The 19,948-nt window shown below is 70.5% G+C and carries 17 protein-coding genes; 10 read left to right on the top strand and 7 right to left on the bottom strand.

Going from position 1 to position 19,948, the window contains the following annotated elements; translation table 11 throughout:
• The first annotated feature begins 145 nt into the window (after positions 1-145).
• The 4 genes from P3G67_RS00290 (at position 146) to P3G67_RS00275 (ending at position 4,853) form a co-directional block, all read left to right on the top strand.
• Complete coding sequence (locus P3G67_RS00290) at positions 146-2,869, top strand: discoidin domain-containing protein (RefSeq protein ID WP_276091601.1); 2,724 nt, start codon at positions 146-148, stop codon at positions 2,867-2,869.
• 137 nt (positions 2,870-3,006) lie between these two features.
• Positions 3,007-3,573: a DJ-1/PfpI family protein gene (locus P3G67_RS00285; protein ID WP_276091600.1), complete on the top strand. Its 567-nt coding sequence runs from the start codon at positions 3,007-3,009 to the stop codon at positions 3,571-3,573.
• Between the two features lie 90 nt (positions 3,574-3,663).
• Positions 3,664-4,158 carry a MarR family winged helix-turn-helix transcriptional regulator gene (locus P3G67_RS00280; protein ID WP_276091599.1) on the top strand — a complete coding sequence of 165 codons (495 nt, stop codon included), beginning with the start codon at positions 3,664-3,666 and terminating at the stop codon, positions 4,156-4,158.
• Between the two features lie 83 nt (positions 4,159-4,241).
• Positions 4,242-4,853 (top strand): DsbA family protein, encoded by a 612-nt coding sequence (locus tag P3G67_RS00275; RefSeq protein WP_276091598.1) that lies wholly within the window; start codon positions 4,242-4,244, stop codon positions 4,851-4,853.
• A gap of 33 nt (positions 4,854-4,886) precedes the next feature.
• Here the strand turns inward: P3G67_RS00275 and P3G67_RS00270 are convergent, their stop codons facing one another.
• Together P3G67_RS00270 and P3G67_RS00265 are read right to left on the bottom strand one after the other, a co-directional pair.
• Positions 4,887-5,798: a glutaminase gene (locus P3G67_RS00270; RefSeq protein WP_276092036.1), complete on the bottom strand. Its 912-nt coding sequence runs from the start codon at positions 5,796-5,798 to the stop codon at positions 4,887-4,889.
• A 357-nt stretch (positions 5,799-6,155) separates the two neighbouring features.
• Entirely contained in the window at positions 6,156-7,595 is a 1,440-nt protein-coding gene (locus tag P3G67_RS00265; RefSeq protein ID WP_276091597.1) for an APC family permease, read from the bottom strand.
• A gap of 242 nt (positions 7,596-7,837) precedes the next feature.
• On the opposite strand from P3G67_RS00265, the gene P3G67_RS00260 reads away from it, so the two are divergent.
• The gene (locus P3G67_RS00260; protein WP_276091596.1) at positions 7,838-11,443 is read left to right on the top strand and encodes a hydantoinase B/oxoprolinase family protein; all 3,606 of its coding nucleotides are present in this window, start codon (positions 7,838-7,840) and stop codon (positions 11,441-11,443) included.
• A 24-nt stretch (positions 11,444-11,467) separates the two neighbouring features.
• Here the strand turns inward: P3G67_RS00260 and P3G67_RS00255 are convergent, their stop codons facing one another.
• The 4 genes from P3G67_RS00255 to P3G67_RS00240 form a co-directional block, all read right to left on the bottom strand.
• Positions 11,468-11,905 carry a hypothetical protein gene (locus tag P3G67_RS00255; protein ID WP_276091595.1) on the bottom strand — a complete coding sequence of 146 codons (438 nt, stop codon included), beginning with the start codon at positions 11,903-11,905 and terminating at the stop codon, positions 11,468-11,470.
• Positions 11,906-12,054: 149 nt separating this feature from the next.
• Entirely contained in the window at positions 12,055-12,195 is a 141-nt protein-coding gene (locus P3G67_RS00250) for a DUF6126 family protein (protein WP_269858621.1), read from the bottom strand.
• Between the two features lie 29 nt (positions 12,196-12,224).
• Positions 12,225-12,584, bottom strand: coding sequence for an ArsR/SmtB family transcription factor (locus tag P3G67_RS00245; protein WP_276091594.1), 360 nt, complete (start codon positions 12,582-12,584; stop codon positions 12,225-12,227).
• Between the two features lie 84 nt (positions 12,585-12,668).
• Positions 12,669-13,061 carry a hypothetical protein gene (locus tag P3G67_RS00240; protein ID WP_276091593.1) on the bottom strand — a complete coding sequence of 131 codons (393 nt, stop codon included), beginning with the start codon at positions 13,059-13,061 and terminating at the stop codon, positions 12,669-12,671.
• 727 nt (positions 13,062-13,788) lie between these two features.
• Here P3G67_RS00240 and P3G67_RS00235 point away from each other — a divergent pair.
• Positions 13,789-14,025 (top strand): DUF6296 family protein, encoded by a 237-nt coding sequence (locus tag P3G67_RS00235; protein ID WP_269858536.1) that lies wholly within the window; start codon positions 13,789-13,791, stop codon positions 14,023-14,025.
• 107 nt (positions 14,026-14,132) lie between these two features.
• On the opposite strand, the gene P3G67_RS35820 is transcribed toward P3G67_RS00235, so the two are convergent.
• Complete coding sequence (locus tag P3G67_RS35820) at positions 14,133-14,642, bottom strand: chaplin (RefSeq protein WP_313879545.1); 510 nt, start codon at positions 14,640-14,642, stop codon at positions 14,133-14,135.
• Positions 14,643-15,235: 593 nt separating this feature from the next.
• Between P3G67_RS35820 and P3G67_RS00225 the strand changes: the two genes are divergently transcribed.
• The 4 genes from P3G67_RS00225 (at position 15,236) to P3G67_RS00210 (ending at position 19,841) form a co-directional block, all read left to right on the top strand.
• Positions 15,236-16,183 (top strand): quinone oxidoreductase family protein, encoded by a 948-nt coding sequence (locus tag P3G67_RS00225; RefSeq protein ID WP_276091592.1) that lies wholly within the window; start codon positions 15,236-15,238, stop codon positions 16,181-16,183.
• A gap of 145 nt (positions 16,184-16,328) precedes the next feature.
• Complete coding sequence (locus P3G67_RS00220) at positions 16,329-17,165, top strand: IclR family transcriptional regulator (RefSeq protein ID WP_269858538.1); 837 nt, start codon at positions 16,329-16,331, stop codon at positions 17,163-17,165.
• Positions 17,166-17,224: 59 nt separating this feature from the next.
• Entirely contained in the window at positions 17,225-17,902 is a 678-nt protein-coding gene (locus P3G67_RS00215; protein ID WP_276091591.1) for a peptidylprolyl isomerase, read from the top strand.
• Positions 17,903-17,990: 88 nt separating this feature from the next.
• Entirely contained in the window at positions 17,991-19,841 is a 1,851-nt protein-coding gene (locus tag P3G67_RS00210) for a glycoside hydrolase family 15 protein (protein ID WP_276091590.1), read from the top strand.
• Positions 19,842-19,948: the final 107 nt, after the last annotated feature.

Raw genomic sequence — 19,948 nt, 5'->3', positions numbered from 1 at the left:
AGTCTGTAGGAGGCTGACCAGCCACCGTCGTTCGTTCACTTCTTGAACGCTGTGCGCCACTTATTGACGCGTAACGTTCACCCCTTTATGTTCGCTGCCACTTCGCCGGTGATCGCGAACCGAGGGAAAGCGAGAACGGACAACAATGAGCAAGCTCCCAGCGCTGCGAGCGCGCCCCGCAAGGCTGCACCGATACATACGACCAACCGCCCCCGCGCTCGCGGCGCTGCTCATCGCGGCCGCCCCCGCCGCCCAGCCGATCGCCACCGCCGCCGACAGACCCGACACCACCGCCGACAGCCCCTGCACCGCGTCGGCCCCCGGCTGGACGCTCACCTCCACCACCATCGACCCCAAGGACAGCTACCACGCCTTCGTGGGCAACGGCTATCTGGGTCAACGCGTGCCCGCCACCGGCAGCGGCTACTTCGCCTCCGCCGCCAAGACCGGCTGGCCGCTGTACAGCTCGCGCTACGACGGTTCGTTCGTCTCGGGCCTGTACGCGCACAACAAGCAGACCACCAGCGACCGGCAGGTCATAGCCGCCCTGCCGACGTGGACCGGGATGACGGTCGGCACCGGCGGCGAGACGTTCAGCGGGAACACCTCGACCGGCCGCATCTCGCACTACCGGCAGACCCTCTACCTGCGCTGCGGCCTGGTCCGTACCTCGCTGACCTGGACCGCGAGCGACGGTCGGGCCACCGATCTGGTCTATGACGTGTTCACCGACCGCGCCGACCAGCACGTGGCCGCCGTACGGCTGCGGATGACCCCGCACTGGAGCGGGCAGGCGACCGTCACCGACCTGATCGACGGCCGCGGCGCCCGGATGCTCTCCGCCACCGCCACCGGTGCCCGCCCGGGCGGGCGCACCCAGCGGGTGGGCTTCCGCACCGACGGCACCGGCACCTCGGGCGCCGTCGCCTCCACACTGAGCACCAGCGCGGACGTCAGCCGGTCCCAGTTCACCCAGACCCAAAAGAACCTGACGGGGAGTCAGACAATTGGCTTCCCGGTGCGCGGCGGCCAGACGTACACCCTGACCAAGTACGTCGGCGTGGACACCGCACTCACCTCGCACGATCCGGACGGCTCGGCCGTGGCCGCCTCCCAGCAGGCGGCGGCACGCGGTTGGGCCGCGCTGTTCACCGCGCACTCGGCGGCCTGGGACAGGCTGTGGCGCAGCGACATCGAGGTCGCCGGGCAGCCGCAGTTGCAGTCGTGGGTGCGCTCCTCGGAGTACGGACTGCTCTCCAGCCTCCGCGCCGGTTCGGCCAACAGCATCGCGCCGACCGGGCTGAGCAGCGACAACTACGCCGGTCTGGTGTTCTGGGACGCCGAGACATGGATGTTCCCCAGCCTGCTCGCATACCACCCGGACCTGGCCAGGTCGGTGGTGGACTACCGCTACCGGACCCTGGCGGGTGCCCGGGCCAACGCGCGGCAGCTCGGCTACCAGGGGGTGTTCTACCCGTGGGAGAGCGGCAGCCAGGGCAACCTCCAGGCGGAGTGCCAGAGTTGGAGCCCGCCGCACTGCGTCACCCAGATCCATCTGCAGAGCGACATCGCGCTGGCGGTCTGGCAGTACTACCAGGCCACCGGTGACACGGCCTGGCTGCGCGACCGTGGCTGGCCAGTGCTGAACGGCATCGCCCAGTTCTGGGCCGGGCGTGCCACGCCCGACTCCGACGGCAGCTACTCCATCAAGAACGTCGCCGGGCCCGACGAGTACAGCAACGGCGTCACCGACGGGGTGTTCACCAACGCCGGTGCCGCGACGGCGCTGCGAAACGCCACCGCCGCCGCCAAGCTCCTCGGCCACCCCGCGCCCGCCGAGTGGACACGGATCGCCGACCACCTGCGCATCCCGTACGACCCGGGCACCCACGTCTTCCAGCAGTACGCGGGATACAAGGGCTCGCTGATCAAGCAGGCGGACGCGGTGATGCTGATGTATCCGCTGGGCTGGCCGATGTCGAGCACCTCGGCGCAGTCCACCTTGGACTACTACGCGGCGCGCACCGATCCGGACGGCCCGGCCATGACGGACTCCATCCACGCGATCGACGCCGCCGCCATCGGTGAGCCGGGCTGCTCGACGTACACCTATCTGATGCGCTCCGTCGAGCCGTTCGTACGCGGCCCGTTCGACGAGTTCTCCGAGGCGCGCGGCAGCAAGGCGGGGGCCTCGGACCCGCTGGCGGGCGCGCCCGCGCAGGACTTCCTGACCGGGGCGGGCGGCTTCCTGCAGACCTTCGCCAACGGCCTGGGCGGGCTGCGCTGGAGCCAGGAGGGGGTACGGCTCGACCCCACGCTGCCGCCGCAGTTGGCGAAGGGCGTCACACTGAAGGGGCTGCACTGGCAGGGCCGTACGTTCGACGTCGCCATCGGGGCGCACGCCACCACGGTGCGACTGACCAGCGGCAGGCCTTTCGACGTGGAGAGCGCCCAGGGCAGGCAGGTGGTGAGCCGGAGCGCGCCCGCGGTGCTGAAGACCCGGCGTCCCGACCTCGCGGCCACCACCGATGTCGCCAGGTGCGCGAAGGCGACGGCCAGTTCGGCGCAGCCGGGCATGTACGCCGAGGCGGCGGTGGACGGCAACACCACCACCGCGTGGGTGCCTGATGGCACCCAGGGCACCTTGACCGTCGACCTCGGCGGTCCGGTGCGCATCGCGTCGATCAGCCCGCGGTGGACGGCCACCCGACCGGCCTGGTACGGCGTACAGGTCTCGCTGGACGGCAGGCACTGGTCGGCGCGACCGCGGGGCACGGTGTCGGCCCGCTATGTACGGGTGACGGTGCGCGCCGCCAACGCCAACAGCCATCCCGGGATCGCCGAGTTGACGGTTCGCCAGGCCGACTGACGGCACGGATCACGCTGCGTCCACAGGTGGTTGCGGAGCGCCGCGCGATGAGGGAGGTTGTTCTCCGGACACCGCCTCGGCGATGGTCGGGGCGGTGACCGCAGGACACCACGACGATCGCGAGGCGGTGCTTGGCCATGGCGGTGAAGATCCTGCTCGTCACCGGTGACGCGGCGGAGTCCCTTGAGGTGCTCTACCCGTACCAGCGCCTGCGGGAGGAGGGCTACGACGTCAAGGTCGCGGCGCCGACGCGCAAGAAACTGCGCTTCGTCGTCCATGACTTCGAGGAGGGCTTCGACACCTACACCGAGAAGCCCGGATACACCTGGCCCGCCGATCTCGCCTTCGCGCAGGTGGATCCAGCCGACTACGCCGCGCTGGTCGTCCCCGGCGGCCGGGCGCCCGAGTACCTGCGCAACGACCCCGAACTCCAGCGGATCGTGCGGCACTTCTTCGAGGCCGACAAGCCGGTCGCCCAGATCTGCCACGGCCCCCTGATCTCCGCCGCCGCGGGCGTGCTGGGCGGTCGGCGTACCGCCGCCTATCCCGCGCTGGAGCCGGACGTCACGGCGGCCGGGGCGAGCTACGAGGACGGCGAGGCCGTGGTCGACGGAGTGCTGGTCTCCGCCCGTGCCTGGCCCGACCACCCGGCGTGGATCCGGGCGTTCATCGAGGTGCTGCGCACCAAGGCACCGACCGGCTGACCCCTCCCCCGCCGCCCGGCGACCTGCCGCGTTGGATGATGTACCGGTGGCGCGCGGGTGCGTGAGGTACGGCGGGAAGGGCGTGGGCAGGTGGCGGACGGTACGGGGATCGCGACGGCCGAGCAGGCGGCGGACGACGCACGGGTGCTGGCGTTCGGCCGTCTGCTGGGGGCCGCGAACCGGCTGGAGTACATCCTGGGACGCGCCATCGAGGAGGAGTGCGGGATCAGCCATCTGATGTTCGAGGTGCTGCTGATCCTGGGCCGGGCGGGCGGCGCGGGGCTGCCGATGCGCCGCATCGCCCAGGAGCAGGTGCTGACCACCGGTGGGGCGACCCGCCTGGTGGATCGGATGGAGACGGCGGGTCTCGTGGCGAGGGAAGCGGCGGCGGACGACCGCCGGATGCAACTGGTCCGGTTGACCCCGCTCGGCGAGCGGACCGCGGTGCGGGCGGCCCGGGTGCATGTGGCCAACATCGAGCGCTACTTCCTGGACCCGCTGCCGGCCGAGGATCGGGATCGGTTCGCCGAGGATCTGCGGATCCTCAGCCACTCGGCCCGGGACATGCTGCCACGGCTGCGCTGAAGCTTCGCCGCCCGGCGGAATACCTGACGCGTCAGATACTGTTTCCGCAGGCGAAATGATTCCGCGCCTGGAAGGCCCCCTCCATGAAGCTCCTCTACGTCTTCGACGCCTACTGCGGCTGGTCCTACGGATTCGCCCCCACCCTGGCCGAGATCGCCCGCCGCCACCCGGAGCTGCCCGCCGAGGTGGTCTCCGGCGGACTGTTCACCGGCGCCCGGCGGGTGCCGATCCGCGAGTTCGGCTATGTCCAGGGCTCGAACGCCAAGATCAGCGAGCTGACCGGGGTGCGCTTCGGCGACGCCTACCAGCGGCTGATCGCGGACGGCTCGTTCGTCATGGACTCCGAGGCCGCCGCGCTCGGTATGGCCGCGCTGCGCGCCGCCGCCCCCGACCGCGCCGTGGACCTGGCCGCCGCCATGCAGGAGGCGTTCTACCTGGACGGACTGAGCCTGTCGGACCCGGCGACGTACCGGAGGATCGCCGAAGCCGCCGGACTTGACGCGGAGGCCGTGGTCACCGCGCTGCGCTCACCCGCCACCCGGGCCGCCGCCGAGGCGGACTTCCGCCGCTCCCGTGAGCTGGGCGTCGACGGCTTCCCCACGCTGCTCGCGCTGGGCGGGCAGCGAAGCGCGGTGCTGGCCCGCGGCCACGCCACCGCGGACCAGGTCGACCGGCTGCTGGCAGTCATCCGCTGAATCGTTTCCGCGGCGGTCGTCGCGGCACCGAGCTCAGAACACCGAGCAGCCGGTGACCGTGGAGAAGTAGTCCAGCGCCACCGTGGCACCGACGGAGTTGCCCGCGGTGTCCAGGCCCGGACTCCAGGCACACAGCGCGCCGACCGCCGGGATGATCGCCAGGATCGCACCGCCCACCCCGCTCTTGCCGGGCAGGCCGACCCGGTAGGCGAAGTCGCCCGCCGCGTCATAGGTACCGCAGGTGAGCATCACCGCGTTGACCCGCTTGGCGTCGCTACGGGTGAGCAGCCGCGACCCGTCCGCCCGTAGGCCGTGCCGGGCCAGGAAGCCACCGGCCAGCGCCAGGTCACGGCAGCTCGCGCGCAGCGCGCAGTGCGCGTAGTAGTGCTCAAGGACCGTCTCGACCGGGTTGACCAGGTTGCCGAAACTGGCGATGAAGTTGGCCAGCGCCGCGTTGCGCAGCCCCGTCTCCGACTCGGAGGCGGCCACCTCCGGGTCGGTGGCAATCGACGGGTTGCCCGCCTCGGCGCGCAGGAAGTCGCGCACCGCGCCGCTCGCGTCGCCGGTCAGGGTGTGCAGCACGTCGGTGACGACCAGGGCGCCGGCGTTGATGAACGGGTTGCGCGGGATGCCGTGCTCGGTCTCCAGCTGGATCAGCGAGTTGAAGGGGTTGCCGGACGGTTCCCGGCCCACCCGCTTCCACAGCCCGTCGCCGCCCTCCGCAAGGGCCAGCGCCAGGGTGAACAGCTTGGAGACGCTCTGTATGGAAAACGGCGTCTCATGATCGCCCACCCCGTGGAACTCCCCGTCGATCGTGGCGAGAGCCATCCCGAACGCCTGCGGGTCCACCGAGGCAAGCGCCGGAATGTAGTCGGCGACCCGCCCGTGGCCGAGCACCGGCCGGGCGGCCTCCATCGCGTCCTGCAGGATCTGCTGGTAGTCCATGGGGTGTTTCACCAGGCCATTGTCCCTGCCACACGCTCCCTGGCCGTACGCCGGGGGCGGCAGTCGGCGGGGGTGCGACCACCGGCCCTGCGCCGTTTCCCCTGACCGGTGCGGCCGTGCGGGTGACGCCGGGGGCGGCACACGGGAGCCCCGGTCCGTGCCCTCACGGACCCGCGTTCCGCCACCCGCCGTGACCACCGGCATCGACAGCCCGCGAGGCGGCGTGCCTCGGGCGAAGCACGGTCGGCCCGTGGCGCTCACGTGGAGCCGTGCTCGTCAACGCCGAGGACCGACCCTGCGCCCCGGACGCGACCGCGCGCCTCACCGCCCTTCCGTCAACTCCCTTGCTTCGGGCCGCTATTCGGCGTCCGCCACAATCGACCCCACCCGCTCCCCCAGCGTCCGGTCCCGTGCGTTCAGCACCAGCGCGTACCCCACGGCCACCACGATGATCGCCGCGCTGATCAGCGGGAAGACGTTGTACGGCGCGGGCTGGCCGGGCTTGACGAGTTGGTAGAGGGGGTAGCCGATCGCGGCGACGCCCGCGAGGGGCAGGATCAGGTGCCGTACCGGCGAGAACAGGTCGGGGTGGTGGCGGCGGTAGTACACCGGGAGGGCCAGGTTGGCGACCAGCCAGGTGACCACGATGAGGATGGTGCCCAAGGTGGCCGACTGGCCGAAGTAGGTGACCGGGTCGATGTCCCAGCCCCAGCCGAAGGCCAGGCCGAGGGCGACCGCGAGATAGACCACGAAGCTCACCCAGGGGGTGCGGCCCCGCGCGGTGACCTTGGCGACGACCGGCGGAAGCAGGCCCTCCCGGCCGGAGTTGAAGATCAGCCGGGACTGGGAGTTGGCCGCCGAGATCAGTGACCCGATGATGGAGGTGAACCCCGCGAGATAGGCGAGGAAGGCCCCGCCGCCGAGGATGCCCAACGCCACGTCGACGAACGGCACATCGGACTTGGCGAGGGCCGCTGTGTCGTAGTCGAAGCCGACCACCGTGACGTACGCGAACAGCAGATAGCTGACCGTCATCGCGGCGATGGACAGATAGATCGCCCGCGGCACCGCATGCCGCGGGTTGGTGGTCTCCTCCGCGAGCGCCGCCGAGTTCTCCCAGCCGACGAAGAGGAAGACGGCGAGTGGGAAGCCGAGCCCAAGTCCCTTGAAGCCACCGGCCAGTTGGCCGGGATCGAAGGGAGCCATCGTCAGCTGCCCGCTGTGCCGGACCAGTACCCAGACGCTCACCAGCACCAGCAGCCCCATCTCGAAGGCGAACAGCGCACCCGCCCACTTCGTGGAGACCGCGACGCCCTTGACCACCAGGGCGAAGGAGACCAGCGTCAGCAGGGCGGTGAACCACTGCCAGGCGATGTGCGCCCCGGTGTAGTGCGCGATGATCGTCGCCGTCCAGCCGCCCGAGATGGCGACGACCGCGGAGACCGCGATGATGTAGCCGAGTGACACCACGATCGTGGTGGTGATGGCGGCGACCGGACCGAACGTCTTGCCGATGAACGTGATGAACGAACCGGTGGACGGAATCGACCGGGAGAACTCGGCGAGGGTGTTGCCGAGCAGCGCGACCACCACCGCCGCCGCCAGGATCGTCAGCGGCGCGGCCACCCCGGCGGTCTGCGCGATCAGCGCGAAGCCGAAGAAGAAGCTCATCGCCGGGCCGATGTTGGCCATGGTCGACGCGGTGATGTCGGCCAGCCCCAGCGCACCGCGGCGCAGGCGTTCCGGTTGGACCGAAGGGGCGGCCCCGCCGCCCGCTCCGAACGCTGTGGTGTCCACGGCTGCTCCTTGTTCGAGGGACGCGCGACGCACCGGGCGCCTTGCCGGTCGCACGGTCCATGGGCGGGTGAAGGGGAGGGAGAGTGCCACTGCCGCGCGAACGCCCCCAGCGAGCCGTGCGCGCCGTGCGCCTCACCGCCTGAATACCCACCGACCGGCCGGTTGTACCTGATGACCAGCTACCCGTACCAAGGCGCACCGCGATCGTTTGCGCTGGATCACTGCGGGGAAGGGAAACCGGCGTGGCTGGTGCGGGCTGGCAGTTCTGGGTGGACCGCGGTGGCACGTTCACCGACATCGTCGCCCGCGGCCCGGACGGCCAGGTCACCACCCACAAGCTGCTGTCGGAGAACCCGGCCCGCTACCGCGATCCCGCCGTCGCCGGCATCCGCGCACTGCTCGGACTCTCCCCGGACGATCCCGTTCCGGCGGACCGGGTGGACGCGGTGCGGATGGGGACGACGGTGGCGACCAACGCGCTGCTGGAGCGCAAGGGCGAGCGCACCGCTCTGGTGATCACCAGAGGGTTCGGAGACGCGCTGCGCATCGGCTACCAGAACCGGCCGGAGATCTTCGCCCGCGAGATCGTGCTGCCCGAGCTGCTGTACGACCGGGTCATCGAAGCCGATGAGCGGATCACCGCGGACGGTACGGTGCTGCGCGCCCCGGATCTCGACCGACTCGGCGAGGAGTTGCTGCGGGCGTACCGTGACGGCATCCGCGCGGTGGCGGTGGTGTGTCTGCACAGCCATCTGCACCCCGCGCACGAGCAGGCGATCGGCGAGCTGGCCGAGCGGATCGGTTTTCCCCAGGTGTCGCTGTCCAGCGAGGCCAGCCCGCTGATGAAGCTGGTGCCGCGCGGCGACACCGCGGTGGTGGACGCCTACCTGTCGCCGGTGCTCCAGCGCTACGTCCGGCAGGTCGCGGACCAGATGCGGGGCGTGCGGCTGATGTTCATGCAGTCCAACGGCGGGCTGGCGGAGGCCGGGCACTTCCGGGGCAAGGACGCGATCCTGTCCGGACCGGCCGGAGGCATCGTCGGCATGGTCCGGATGTCGCAACAGGCCGGGTTCCACAAGGTGATCGGCTTCGACATGGGCGGCACGTCCACCGATGTGTCGCACTTCGCGGGCGAGTACGAGCGGGTCTTCAACACCCAGGTGGCCGGGGTACGGCTGCGCGCCCCGATGCTGGCCATCCACACCGTGGCCGCCGGAGGCGGATCAGTACTGCACTTCGACGGCAGCCGCTACCGGGTCGGCCCGGACTCGGCGGGCGCCGACCCGGGGCCGTGCTGCTACCGCGGCGGCGGACCGCTGGCCGTCACCGACGCCAATGTGATGCTCGGCCGCGTCCAACCCGCCCACTTTCCCCAGGTGTTCGGGCCGGACGGCGACCAGCCGCTGGACGCGCGGCTGGTGCGGCGGCGGTTCACCGAGCTGGCCGCCGAGATCCGGAAGGCCACCGGTGACGACCGCTCGCCCGAGGAGGTCGCCGAGGGATACCTGCGAATCGCGGTGGCCAACATCGCCAACGCCGTCAAACGCATCTCCGTGCAGCAGGGCCACGACGTCACCGAGTACGTGCTGACCACCTTCGGCGGAGCCGGAGGCCAGCACGCGTGTGCCGTCGCCGACTCGCTCGGCATCCGTACCGTGTTGGTGCCGCCGATGGCGGGGGTGCTGTCCGCGCTGGGCATCGGGCTTGCCGACACCACGGCGATGCGCCAGCAGTCGGTGGAGGTGCGGCTGGAGCCGGAGGCCATGGAGCGGGTGCGCTCGGTGGCCGAGGCCCTGGAGTCGGCGGCGCGCGGCGAGCTGCTGGACGAGGACGTACCGCGGGAGCGGATCCAGGTCACCCGGCGGGCCCATCTGCGTTACGACGGCACCGACACCGCGGTACCGGTGGAGCTCGCCGAACCGGCCGAGATGATCGCCGAGTTCGAGGAGAACCACCGGTCCACCTACTCGTTCCTGATGGACCGTCCGGTCATCGTGGAGGCCCTCTCGGTCGAGGCGACCGGGCTCACCGAGCACCCCGACCTCGACCACCTCGGCACGTCCGGCGCGCCCGGGGAGCCCGCGGACACCGGCACCGCCCGGATGTACACCGACGGCGCCTGGCGCGACGTACCGCTGCGGCGGCGGGAAGGGATGCGTCCCGGCGAGGCGGTGAGCGGACCGGCCGTCATCACCGAGGCCAACGCCACCACCGTGGTGGACGACGGATGGCGGGCGTCGGTGACCGGGGCCGGGCATCTGCTGGTGGAGCGGGTGCGGGCGCGCACCGAGGCGGAGGTGGGTACCGAGGCCGACCCGGTGATGCTGGAGATCTTCAACAACCTCTTCGTGTCCATCGCCCAGCAGATGGGCGCACGGATGGAGTCGACGGCCCAGTCGGTCAACATCAAGGAGCGGCTGGACTTCTCCTGCGCCCTCTTCGACCCGGAGGGCAACCTCATCGCCAACGCACCACACATCCCGGTGCACTTGGGCTCGATGGGCACCAGCGTCAAGGAGGTGCTCCACCGCCGCGCCGGAACCATGAAGCCGGGCGACGCCTACGCGGTCAACGACCCCTACCACGGCGGCACGCACCTGCCGGACATCACCGTGGTGACGCCGGTCTTCGGCGACGGCGCCGACGGCGAGCAGCGGATCCTGTTCTTCGTCGCCTCCCGGGGCCACCACGCGGAGATCGGCGGCATCACTCCGGGCTCGATGCCGGCCAACAGCCGCCGGATCGAGGAGGAGGGGGTGCTGTTCGACAACTGGCTGCTGGTGGAGAACGGTCGGCTGCGCGAGGCGGAGACGCTGCGGCTGCTCAGCGAGGCGCCGTACCCGTCCCGCAACCCGGCCACCAACCTGGCCGACCTGCGCGCCCAGATCGCCGCCAACCACAAGGGAGTCGACGAGGTCGGGGCGATGATCCGGCACTTCGGGCTCGATGTGGTGCAGGCCTACATGCGTCACGTGCAGGACAACGCGGAGGAGGCGGTGCGCCGCGTCATCGACGCGCTGGACGACGGCGAGTACCGCTATGAGACGGACTCCGGCGCGGTGATCTCGGTACGGGTCCGGGTGGACCGGCAAGGGCGTTCGGCGACCGTGGACTTCACCGGTACCTCCGCACAACTCGACACCAACTTCAACGCGCCGTCGTCGGTGGTGACGGCCGCGGTGCTGTACGTCTTCCGCACGCTCGTCGCCGACGACATCCCGCTGAACGACGGCTGTCTGCGCCCGTTGCGCATCGTCATCCCCGAAGGCTCGATGCTGGCCCCACGGCATCCCGCGGCGATCGTCGCCGGGAACGTGGAAACCTCACAGGCGATCACCGGCGCGCTGTACGCGGCGCTGGGTGTGCAGGCCGAGGGGTCGGGGACGATGAACAACGTCTCCTTCGGCAACGAGCGCCACCAGTACTACGAGACCGTCGCATCCGGTTCGGGCGCCGGTGCCGGGTTCGACGGGGCGTCAGTGGTGCAGACGCACATGACCAACTCCCGGCTGACCGATCCGGAGGTGCTGGAGTGGCGACTGCCGGTCCTGCTTGAGGAGTTCGCAGTCCGGCCGGGCAGCGGTGGTGCGGGCCGCTGGCGCGGCGGTGACGGGGCGGTGCGCAGGATCCGGTTCCGGGAGGCGATGACGGTGAGCACGCTTTCCGGCCACCGCCGGGTACCGCCGTACGGGCTGGCCGGGGGTACTCCGGGCGCGTTGGGCGCCAACCGGGTGGAGCGCTCGGACGGCACGGTCACCGCGATGACCGGTTGCGACTCGGTGGACGTGCGGCCGGGTGACGTACTGGTGGTGGAGACGCCCGGTGGTGGCGGGTACGGCGCACCGTGAGCGGTTGCGCCATCTGCCTGAGCGTCAGCTCCACAGGTTGTACGTCATGGTCTGGGGGGTGTCCGCGGGCCTGGCGCCCGGGTAGTTCACGGTCAACCGGCCGTACTGCCATTCGCGGGACTTGCCGTTCCACTGCCGTGCCCGGTCCAGCCGTATCTGCGCCGGGTAGCTGTGGAACTTGCCCGCGGCGCAGTAGGGCTTGCAGTCGTTGACCACGTCCTGCCCGGTGGCGGTGGCGGCGTCCGGCCCCCACTGCGACCAGCGCAGATTGCTCAGGTAGTTGTTACCGTCGGCGCAGGCGATCAGGAACGACGCGGGGCGGACCTGTGCATGGAAGAAGCAGTCGACGACCACCCGGTTGGGTGACTGCGGTCGAGAGTTGGCGGACGCTGAAGCAGACGACGGGGCGGCGATCGCCGCGAGTGCCGTACCAGCACAGACCAGGATCGCTGTCTTTGCCACACGACTTTGCATGTTCGCTCCTCAACCGCTCCGGCGGAGCTCGTAACGGCTGTTGCCTTGTCGACGCTACGTCCGGATGGGGGGATGTACCACTCGTACGGGTCACAACTTCGCAACACGGTTATGGCCCCGCCGCCGGGCCCGCGATGTCACATGCGGTGTCCGCCCACGTAGAACAGCAGCCATATGAATCCGGCGAACAGGTGGGTGGCGAAGACGTAGACGAAGACCCGCAGGAGCACCCCGCGTTCCTTGAAGCGCTCGCTTCCGGCGCCCGGATCCCTGGGCAGCGGGCGGTCCTGACCTGCGATGTCGTCAGTCACGAAGGCTCTCCGCTCCGGCCGGCAGGCCCTCGTAGCTCGGCCAGCAGGCCCTGCCGCCCCGCCAGCATCTCGGTCAGGATCCGCCGCGCGGCGCCCATCAGCTCGGCCACGTCGCCGCCCGCCAGCTCGTACACCACGGTGGAGCCCTGGCGGGTGGCGGTCACGATCCCCGACCGGCGCAGCACGCCGAGCTGCTGCGACAGGTTGGAGGGCTCGACCTCGATCGCGGCCAGCAGGTCGCGGACCGGCATCGGGCCGTCCTGGAGCAGTTCCAGCACCCGGATGCGCACCGGGTGTCCCAGCATCCGGAAGAACTCCGCCTTCGCCTGGTACAGCGGGACCCGCCCTCCGGACACCTCGCCTCCCGCCCTTGCCGTGACTCACGAATTCAGGAATTCTTCAATTCATCCTAACGGCAACCGGTCGGACGGCGGGCGGGTCTAGTCCGCGCCGTGTTCCTGGAAGGCGGGCAGCGCGAGGACTCGTTCCTTCGCCGGGTCGTCCATGAGCTCCACCCGTGGAAGCACCGCCTCCCACAGGTTCTGCTCGTGCGCGGCGCGCACCAGCGAGTCGAGGTGCTCCGGTGCCTGGCGGGCCGTGATGGCCGCGGCCAGCCGCTCGGTGCCCATCAACTCGATGACGCTGTCGACGCGTTGCGGCTGGTCGATGAGGAATCCGACGCGCAGCACCACGGACGCGTCCACCAGCCCCAGGATCCGGCGCAGCGCGGCGTCCGGCAGGTGGCCGACGAACCGCCCCATGGTCACGTCGTCGCCGCGCTCGGCGAGCGCCACCGCTATCCGCACCAGCAGGTCCTCGTCCAGTCGCTGCACGATGCCGGCGATCCGGCGCGGGTCGAGGTGCGCACAGGACTCGGCGGTGGCGGTGCGGCCAGTTCGCCGCGCAGCCGGTCCATTGCGTCGGTGTGCACGGATGCCTCCAATGGGTGCCCTCCGGCCCACGGCTCAACGGTCAACCCTCCGCGCCGCCAGGGGCGTTGGTTGGGATCTGGGTGCGTTCGACGGTGGCCCGCCGGTCGGGCGGGCAGTCCCCTCCGTGGTGCCCGGGCACCGCGTGCATCGCCTTCCGGGTCGGGTCTGCCGGAGCAGGAGCAGCACGGTCGGTGCCGGCAGGACGGCGGCGAACAGCAGCGTGAGCGCGCAGGTACGGGTTGGCCGCCCAGCCGTCCAGCCGCCCAGCCGTCCAGCCGCCCCGCCTCCCAGCCGCGCGGCGGCCAACCGGCCCGTCCATAACTGGAGTTGGCATGCCGCCGACAGCGCGAAGGTCGCCCCGATGGCATGGGCCCGGAACGGTGCTGCCTGGATCTGGAACACCTGGGGCCTCCCCGCAGCGTGGGTTCAACCGGCCCGCTGAGCGGTCAGTTTCGGGGACGGCGCACGGCGGCCGGTGGGTGGCGCGCCTGGAGCGCAGGGCCGCCTTTGAACAATAGTCAACGTCATGGACAAGATCGCGTCCATGCGCGGGCGCACGACAAAGGTGCGAAACTCAGGACATCGCGGTTACACCTTGTGTCCTTGCATGTGCTCAATGGGAGGTGCCATGGACCAACAACCCACCGCATACGAGCTGACCTTCCCGCACAGTGAGGAGGAGGGAGCGGCCGACACGGTGGTGGTCCGCCGTACGGAGACCGCCGGGCCCGGCGGCAGCGCGGTGTACGAGGACGACAGCGGCATCATCCGGGCGGAGATCAGCGACAAGGGAGAGGTGAGAATGCTGGCCAGCGGAGGGCGCCAGGCCCTCAGCCGACCCACGAGTGCGCGTCCACTGGACTGACGGGGACGGACCGGGGGCGACCTCCCTTACGGAGCGAGCCCCCCAGGCCCCGAAAGCGCTGCGCCCGGCCTCCGTTGGGGCGGCGGGCCGGGCGCGGAGCGAAGCGGTCAGCGGTGGTGCCTCTTGCGGACGTGGTGGCGGGCGGGACGGTGGTGCGCCGGGCGGTGGTGGAACGGGCGGCGCGCGTGGTGGCGGGCGGGACGATGCGCCGCGGGACGGTTGGCGTGGGCGACGGGGCGGTCCACGCGATGCGGAGCGGGGCGGTCCGCGTGGTGCTCGACACCGTGGTCCGCGTGGTGCGCGGTGGCGCACTTGCCCTTCTTGGCGCCGCTGGGGCCACCGACACCGCTGCCCTTGTCGTGCCCTTGGAATCCGTCTTCCTTGTGCGCGCAGGAGTTGCCCGCGGCGGGGTTGAGGAGTCCGATGATGTCGACGGTGTTCCCGCAGACGTTGACCGGAATGTTGATCGGAATCTGCACGACGTTGCCGGACAGGACGCCGGGTGAGCCGACGGCGGCACCGTGGGCTCCCGCGTCGGCACTGGCACCGGCCGCGCTGGCCAGAACCAGCGCGCAGGTGGTCGCGGTCAGCACCGCGGCCTTCTTGATGGCTTTCATGTGGGCCTCCGTGGTGTGGCGGTGGGGACGGTTCCCGCAGCCGACATGTCACCACGCACCACCCGACGGCGGCGGTCCGCACACGAGGGGTCATCCGATTGCACCGGTCGGACGAGCCGAAATTCCCTCGAACAGCCCCCATCCGATGGTCATACAAAGGCCCCGCACGGTGGAACGCGCCTCGCCGAACGCCCGTCCGTCTTGACGGCCGTCCGGATGACCTGCCGTCACTCGCGCGTACCAACGCCCAACCGGTGGGGAACAGAAACCCACTCGGCAAAAAATTAAGCCGCGTTCGGGGCCTGGGAAATCCCAGAAGCAACTCCGCCGAACTAATTCCCCCGTGGATTCAGCGGATTTGCCGCCCCGAACGCGACTGACTTCAGTGTGTCAAAAAATCCGTCAACCCGCAAGGATGGCCGCGTTTCTCACCAGGCGAGAAACCACGCCACCGCAATCCACCGTTTCGGACATAACGCTGCCACGCTTTCTCGCCGTGCGAGAAAGCGGCTGCCGGACCGCCGTGGGGCCGCCGCAGACCATGGCCTAGCCTGTCGGAGCGGGCGCTCCGCACCGTCCAGCCAAGGAGAGACATGCGCGCGATCACCATGCGTCAGTTCGGCGGGCCAGAGGTGCTCGAAATCGCCGAGGTACCCGACCCCCAGCCCCGCGCGGGGCACCTCCTGGTGAATGTCACCCGAGCCGGTATCAATTACGCCGACGTACACGTCCGAGGAAACACGTATCTGGCCCCGATCGAACTGCCCTATATTCCCGGCAACGAAGTGGTGGGCACCACGGAAGACGGCCGCCGCGTCGTCGCGCTCACCATGGGCGGCGGTTATGCCGAAAAGGCCGTCGTACACCGCCGGGTGGCCTGGGACATTCCCGACGACGTCACCGACGACCAGGCGGCGGCGCTGGCCCTGCAGGGCAACACCGCCTGGCACCTGCTGTTCACCGCCGCCCAGTTGACCGGCGGTCAGAGCGTGGTCATCCCGGCCGCGGCGGGCGGCGTCGGCTCGATCGCCGTACAGCTCGCGAAGCGGATGGGCGCCAAGGTCATAGCGCTGGCCAGCACCGAGGCCAAACGGCAGCTGGCCAAAGGGCTCGGCGCGGACGCGGTACTCGACTCGTCCACGACCGACGGCCTCACCGAGCGCATCCTGGACGCGGCGGGCGGCCCCGTGCACGCAGCCCTGGAGATGACCGGCGGCCAGACGCTGCGGGCGACCCTGGCCGCGGTCGCGCCGCGCGGCCGAGTGGCGGTGTACGGGTACGCGTCCGGGGAGACCGGCGCCGTGCCGACCCAACTGCTGATGGAGAAGTCCGTCACCGTCTCCGGCTTCTGGCTGCCGCACCTTTACTCGGACCGCAACGCACTGCCGACGAGCATGAAGGCGCTGACCGCCGCCGTCCGCTCCGGCGACCTGCGTCCGGTGATCGGCGCCAGCTACCCGCTCGCCGAGGCCGCCCAGGCGCACCGCGACCTGGCCGCCCGTACCCAGACCGGAAAGCTGGTACTGGCCACCGCACCGTAGGATCTGATCGCACCGTGGGCACTCCTCGCCGCGCCGCCCGCCTTGGCCGAAACACGACGGCTGGCCTGGCGCAATACGTGGAAGGCTGTGTCCCCGCGGGGGGACGGGGGACACGGCCACAGCGAGTAGAGGGCGGGCTCACTGCATGAACAGGCACAGTGCGCGGGACGGTCAGGCGGCTACGGGCGGCACCAGCCACGCCGAGCGGGTCTTCCGGGTACAGCGGGCCTTCGCCGAGCTGGGCGGCACCTCACACGGCCCCGGGGAACTGGCCAAGGTCACCGGACTCGACGACTCGGCGGTCCACCGCATCCTGCAATCCGGTGTCTACCAGGGAAACTTCATCCGGGCCGGGCGCGGCCAGTACCAACTCGGCCTGTCGGCGGCCAAGTTGGGTCTGCAGGCGCTGGCCCAGGGCCCGGAGGGCGACGCCGGGCACGCCGTGCTCCAGGAGCTGCGGGCGCGGACCGACGGCGGTCTGGCCTTCCTCTACATGCTCGCGCCGTTCGGCGGCGCTCAACGCCAGTGCATCGACATGGCGGTGGGCGACTCCGACCTGGTCGAGCTGGGGATGACGCCGCGCGACGTGCTGTCGGTCACCCGCTCGCTTCGCACCGGCGCCTCCGGCCGCACGATCCTGGCCTATCTGCCCGAGGCGATCCAGGCCCGGGTGCTCGCCGAGCCGGTACCGGAGGAGGCCGGGCCCGGGGTGTTCCGGGACAACGACAAGCTGCTCGCCTCGCTGGTGGAGGTGCGGGACCAGGGCTTCGCACTCGGCCAGGAGGAGTGTATGGCCGGCTGGAACTCCTGTGCCGCGCCCATCATGTGGGACGACTCCATCATGGGCGCCGTGCTGCTGCTCAAGCCGGTGAGCGAGATGCCGCGCGCCCCGCGCAACGTCATCGACGCCACCAAGGCGGCCGGCGCCGGGCTCAGTCGACTGGCCAGCGGACCATGGCCATCGACGGTGCAGTGGCCTTAGGGTGACCCACGCCAACCGATCAAGTGCCGCTGGTGCCACAGACCTCGGAGGTCCGTCACATGAAGCGCAAGCACTGGGTACCCCTCGCCGCCGCGGCGTCCGTCGTCCTGACGCTGACCACTGCCGCGTCCGCCAACTCGCGGACGAACGAGCGCACTTCGGCCGCGCCCGCCCCGGCACCGTGCGGCTTCACGAAAGCGGTGCCCGCCGACAGATTCAAGGGCATACCGGTCTTCGACCCGGCCACCGCGGCCCGGCCGTACTCCGCGACGCTGCGGACCGGTCAGGGCCGCATCACGTTCCGGGCGCTGACCGACAAGGCACCGTGCACCACGTTCTCCTTCCGCTTCCTCGCCCAGCGCGGCTACTTCGACCACACGCACTGCCACCGGCTGACCACGCAGAAGATCTACGTACTGCAGTGCGGCGACCCGACGGGCACCGGTAGCGGCGGTCCCGGCTACTCCTTCCGCGACGAGAACCTGTCCGGCGCCACCTATCCGGCGGGCACCGTGGCCATGGCCAACTCCGGCCCCGACACCAACGGCAGCCAGTTCTTCTTCGTCTGGAAGGACACCAAGCTCTCCCCCGCCTACACGCCCTTCGGTCAAGTCACCGGCGGCATGGACGTGTTGCGCAGGATCGCCGCCGGCGGCGAGGACGACCAGAACGGCCCTGGCGACGGCTTCCCGACGCTACCGGTCGACATCAGCCGGGTACGGACCGCGGCGCACTGAACGCACGCGCCCCCGTCGGGACGCGTTCCGCTCTCCACGGCGGTATACAGGAGAGAGCGGGTTCCACGCGTCCCGAGGAGGGGTGGACATGCAGTTCGTCACCCAGAGTGGACGACCCGACTACATACCGATAGAGGACCACGGCATCATCGGCGATCTGCACACCGTGGCCCTCGTGGGAGACGACGGCACGATCGACTGGTGCTGCCTGCCCCGCTTCGACGCACCGTCGGTGTTCGGCTCCCTGCTGGACGCCGAGAAGGGCGGCTCCTTCTCCGTGTCGGTGGCGAAGGCCGAACGCACCAAGCAGATGTACATGCCGGACTCCAACGTGCTGCTGACCCGGTTCCTGGCCCATGACTCCGTCGCCGAGCTGTACGACTTCATGGTGCCGGACCACCCCTCGTGCCCCAAGGCGAGCGTCCGCCAGATCGTCCGCCAGGTACGGGTGCTCAGGGGGCGGGCCAGCGTGGAGGTGTACTGCCGACCCGCGTTCGACTACGCGCGGGTGCCGCACCAGGTGAGTCTGGTTCCGGATCTGGGCGCGGTGTTCACCAGCGCCGTCGGCACGTTGACGCTGCGCGCCTCCGTGCCGCTGCAGGTCGACGGCGACGCCGCGGTGGTCGCGGTCGAGCTGGAGCCGGGGCAGACCCTGGAGCTGGCCGCCGAGTGGGGCAGTGAGCTGCGCCCGCTCGGCGACAGCGAGGTCTCCCGGCTGCTGGACCTCACGCTGGCGTTCTGGGACGGCTGGCTGCGGCACTCCCGCTACCAGGGCCGGTACCGGGAGATCGTGGAGCGCTCCGCGCTGGCGTTGAAGCTGCTGGTCTACCAGCCCACCGGGGCGCTGGTCGCGGCGCCGACCACCTCGCTGCCGGAAGCCATCGGCGGGGTGCGCAACTGGGACTACCGCTACACCTGGGTGCGGGACGCCGCCTTCACGCTGTACGCGCTGATGCGGCTGGGCTTCACCGAGGAGGCGGCGTCGTTCGTGGACTGGCTGCGCAGCCGCTGCCTGGAGGCGCCGCCAGAGCGCGGGCTCCAGGTGCTGTACGGGATCGACGGGCGCACGGAGCTGCCGGAGATGGTGCTCGACCACCTCGACGGCTACTGCGGTTCACGGCCGGTGCGCATCGGCAACGCCGCAGCGGACCAGCTCCAACTCGACATCTACGGCGAGGTGATGGACTCGGTCTATCTGTACAACAAGTACGGGCAGCCGATCTCCTACGACCTGTGGGAGGCGTTGAGCCGCCAACTGGACTGGTTGGAGAAGCACTGGGAGGACCCGGACGAGGGGATCTGGGAGGGCCGCGGCGCCCGCCAGCGGTACACCTACTCGGCGCTGATGACCTGGGTGGCCTTCGAGCGGGCCCAGCGCATCGCCCGGCAGCGCGGCATGCCCGCGCCCATCGAGCGCTGGCGGGACACCGCCGGCGCCGCGTACCGCTTCGTACAGGAGATGTGCTACGCGCCCGACCACGGCGCGTACGTCCGCTACCCCGGCAGCGACACGCTGGACGCGGCGCTGCTGGTGATGCCGCTGGTGAAGTTCGCGTCCCCGACGGACCCCAGGTTCCTGTCCAGCGTGGAGCGGATCGAGGAGTCCCTGGTCAGCGACAGCCTGGTGCACCGCTACCGGATCGACGGCAGTGACGGCTTCACCGACTCGGAGGGCACCTTCAACCTGTGCTCCTTCTGGTACGTCGAGGCGCTCTCCCGCGCCGGACGGGTGGGCGAGGCCCGCTACGTCTTCGAGAAGATGGTGACCCAGGCCAACCATGTGGGCCTGTACTCGGAGGAGATCGGTCCGGCGGGCGAGGCACTGGGCAACTTCCCACAGGCCTTCACCCACCTGGCGCTGATCAGCGCGGCCACCAACCTGGACCGTTCGATCAGGTCCCACCCCGGACCCGCGGCCCGGCACTGCCACCAGACGTGACCTCGCTCACCCCCGCCCGACCCGACGCGCTGCTCAGCGGCGCACCGGCGCCGCGCTGGCAGTAATCGTCAACAGACTGTCATTGCGGCCAGGTTCGGTCGCCGACA

It is taken from the genome of Streptomyces silvisoli (genome assembly GCF_029269905.1).
Classification (GTDB): domain Bacteria; phylum Actinomycetota; class Actinomycetes; order Streptomycetales; family Streptomycetaceae; genus Streptantibioticus_A; species Streptantibioticus_A silvisoli_A.
The sequence above is the reverse complement of the archived record's forward strand: the minus strand, read 5'-3'. Positions and strand labels throughout refer to the sequence as shown.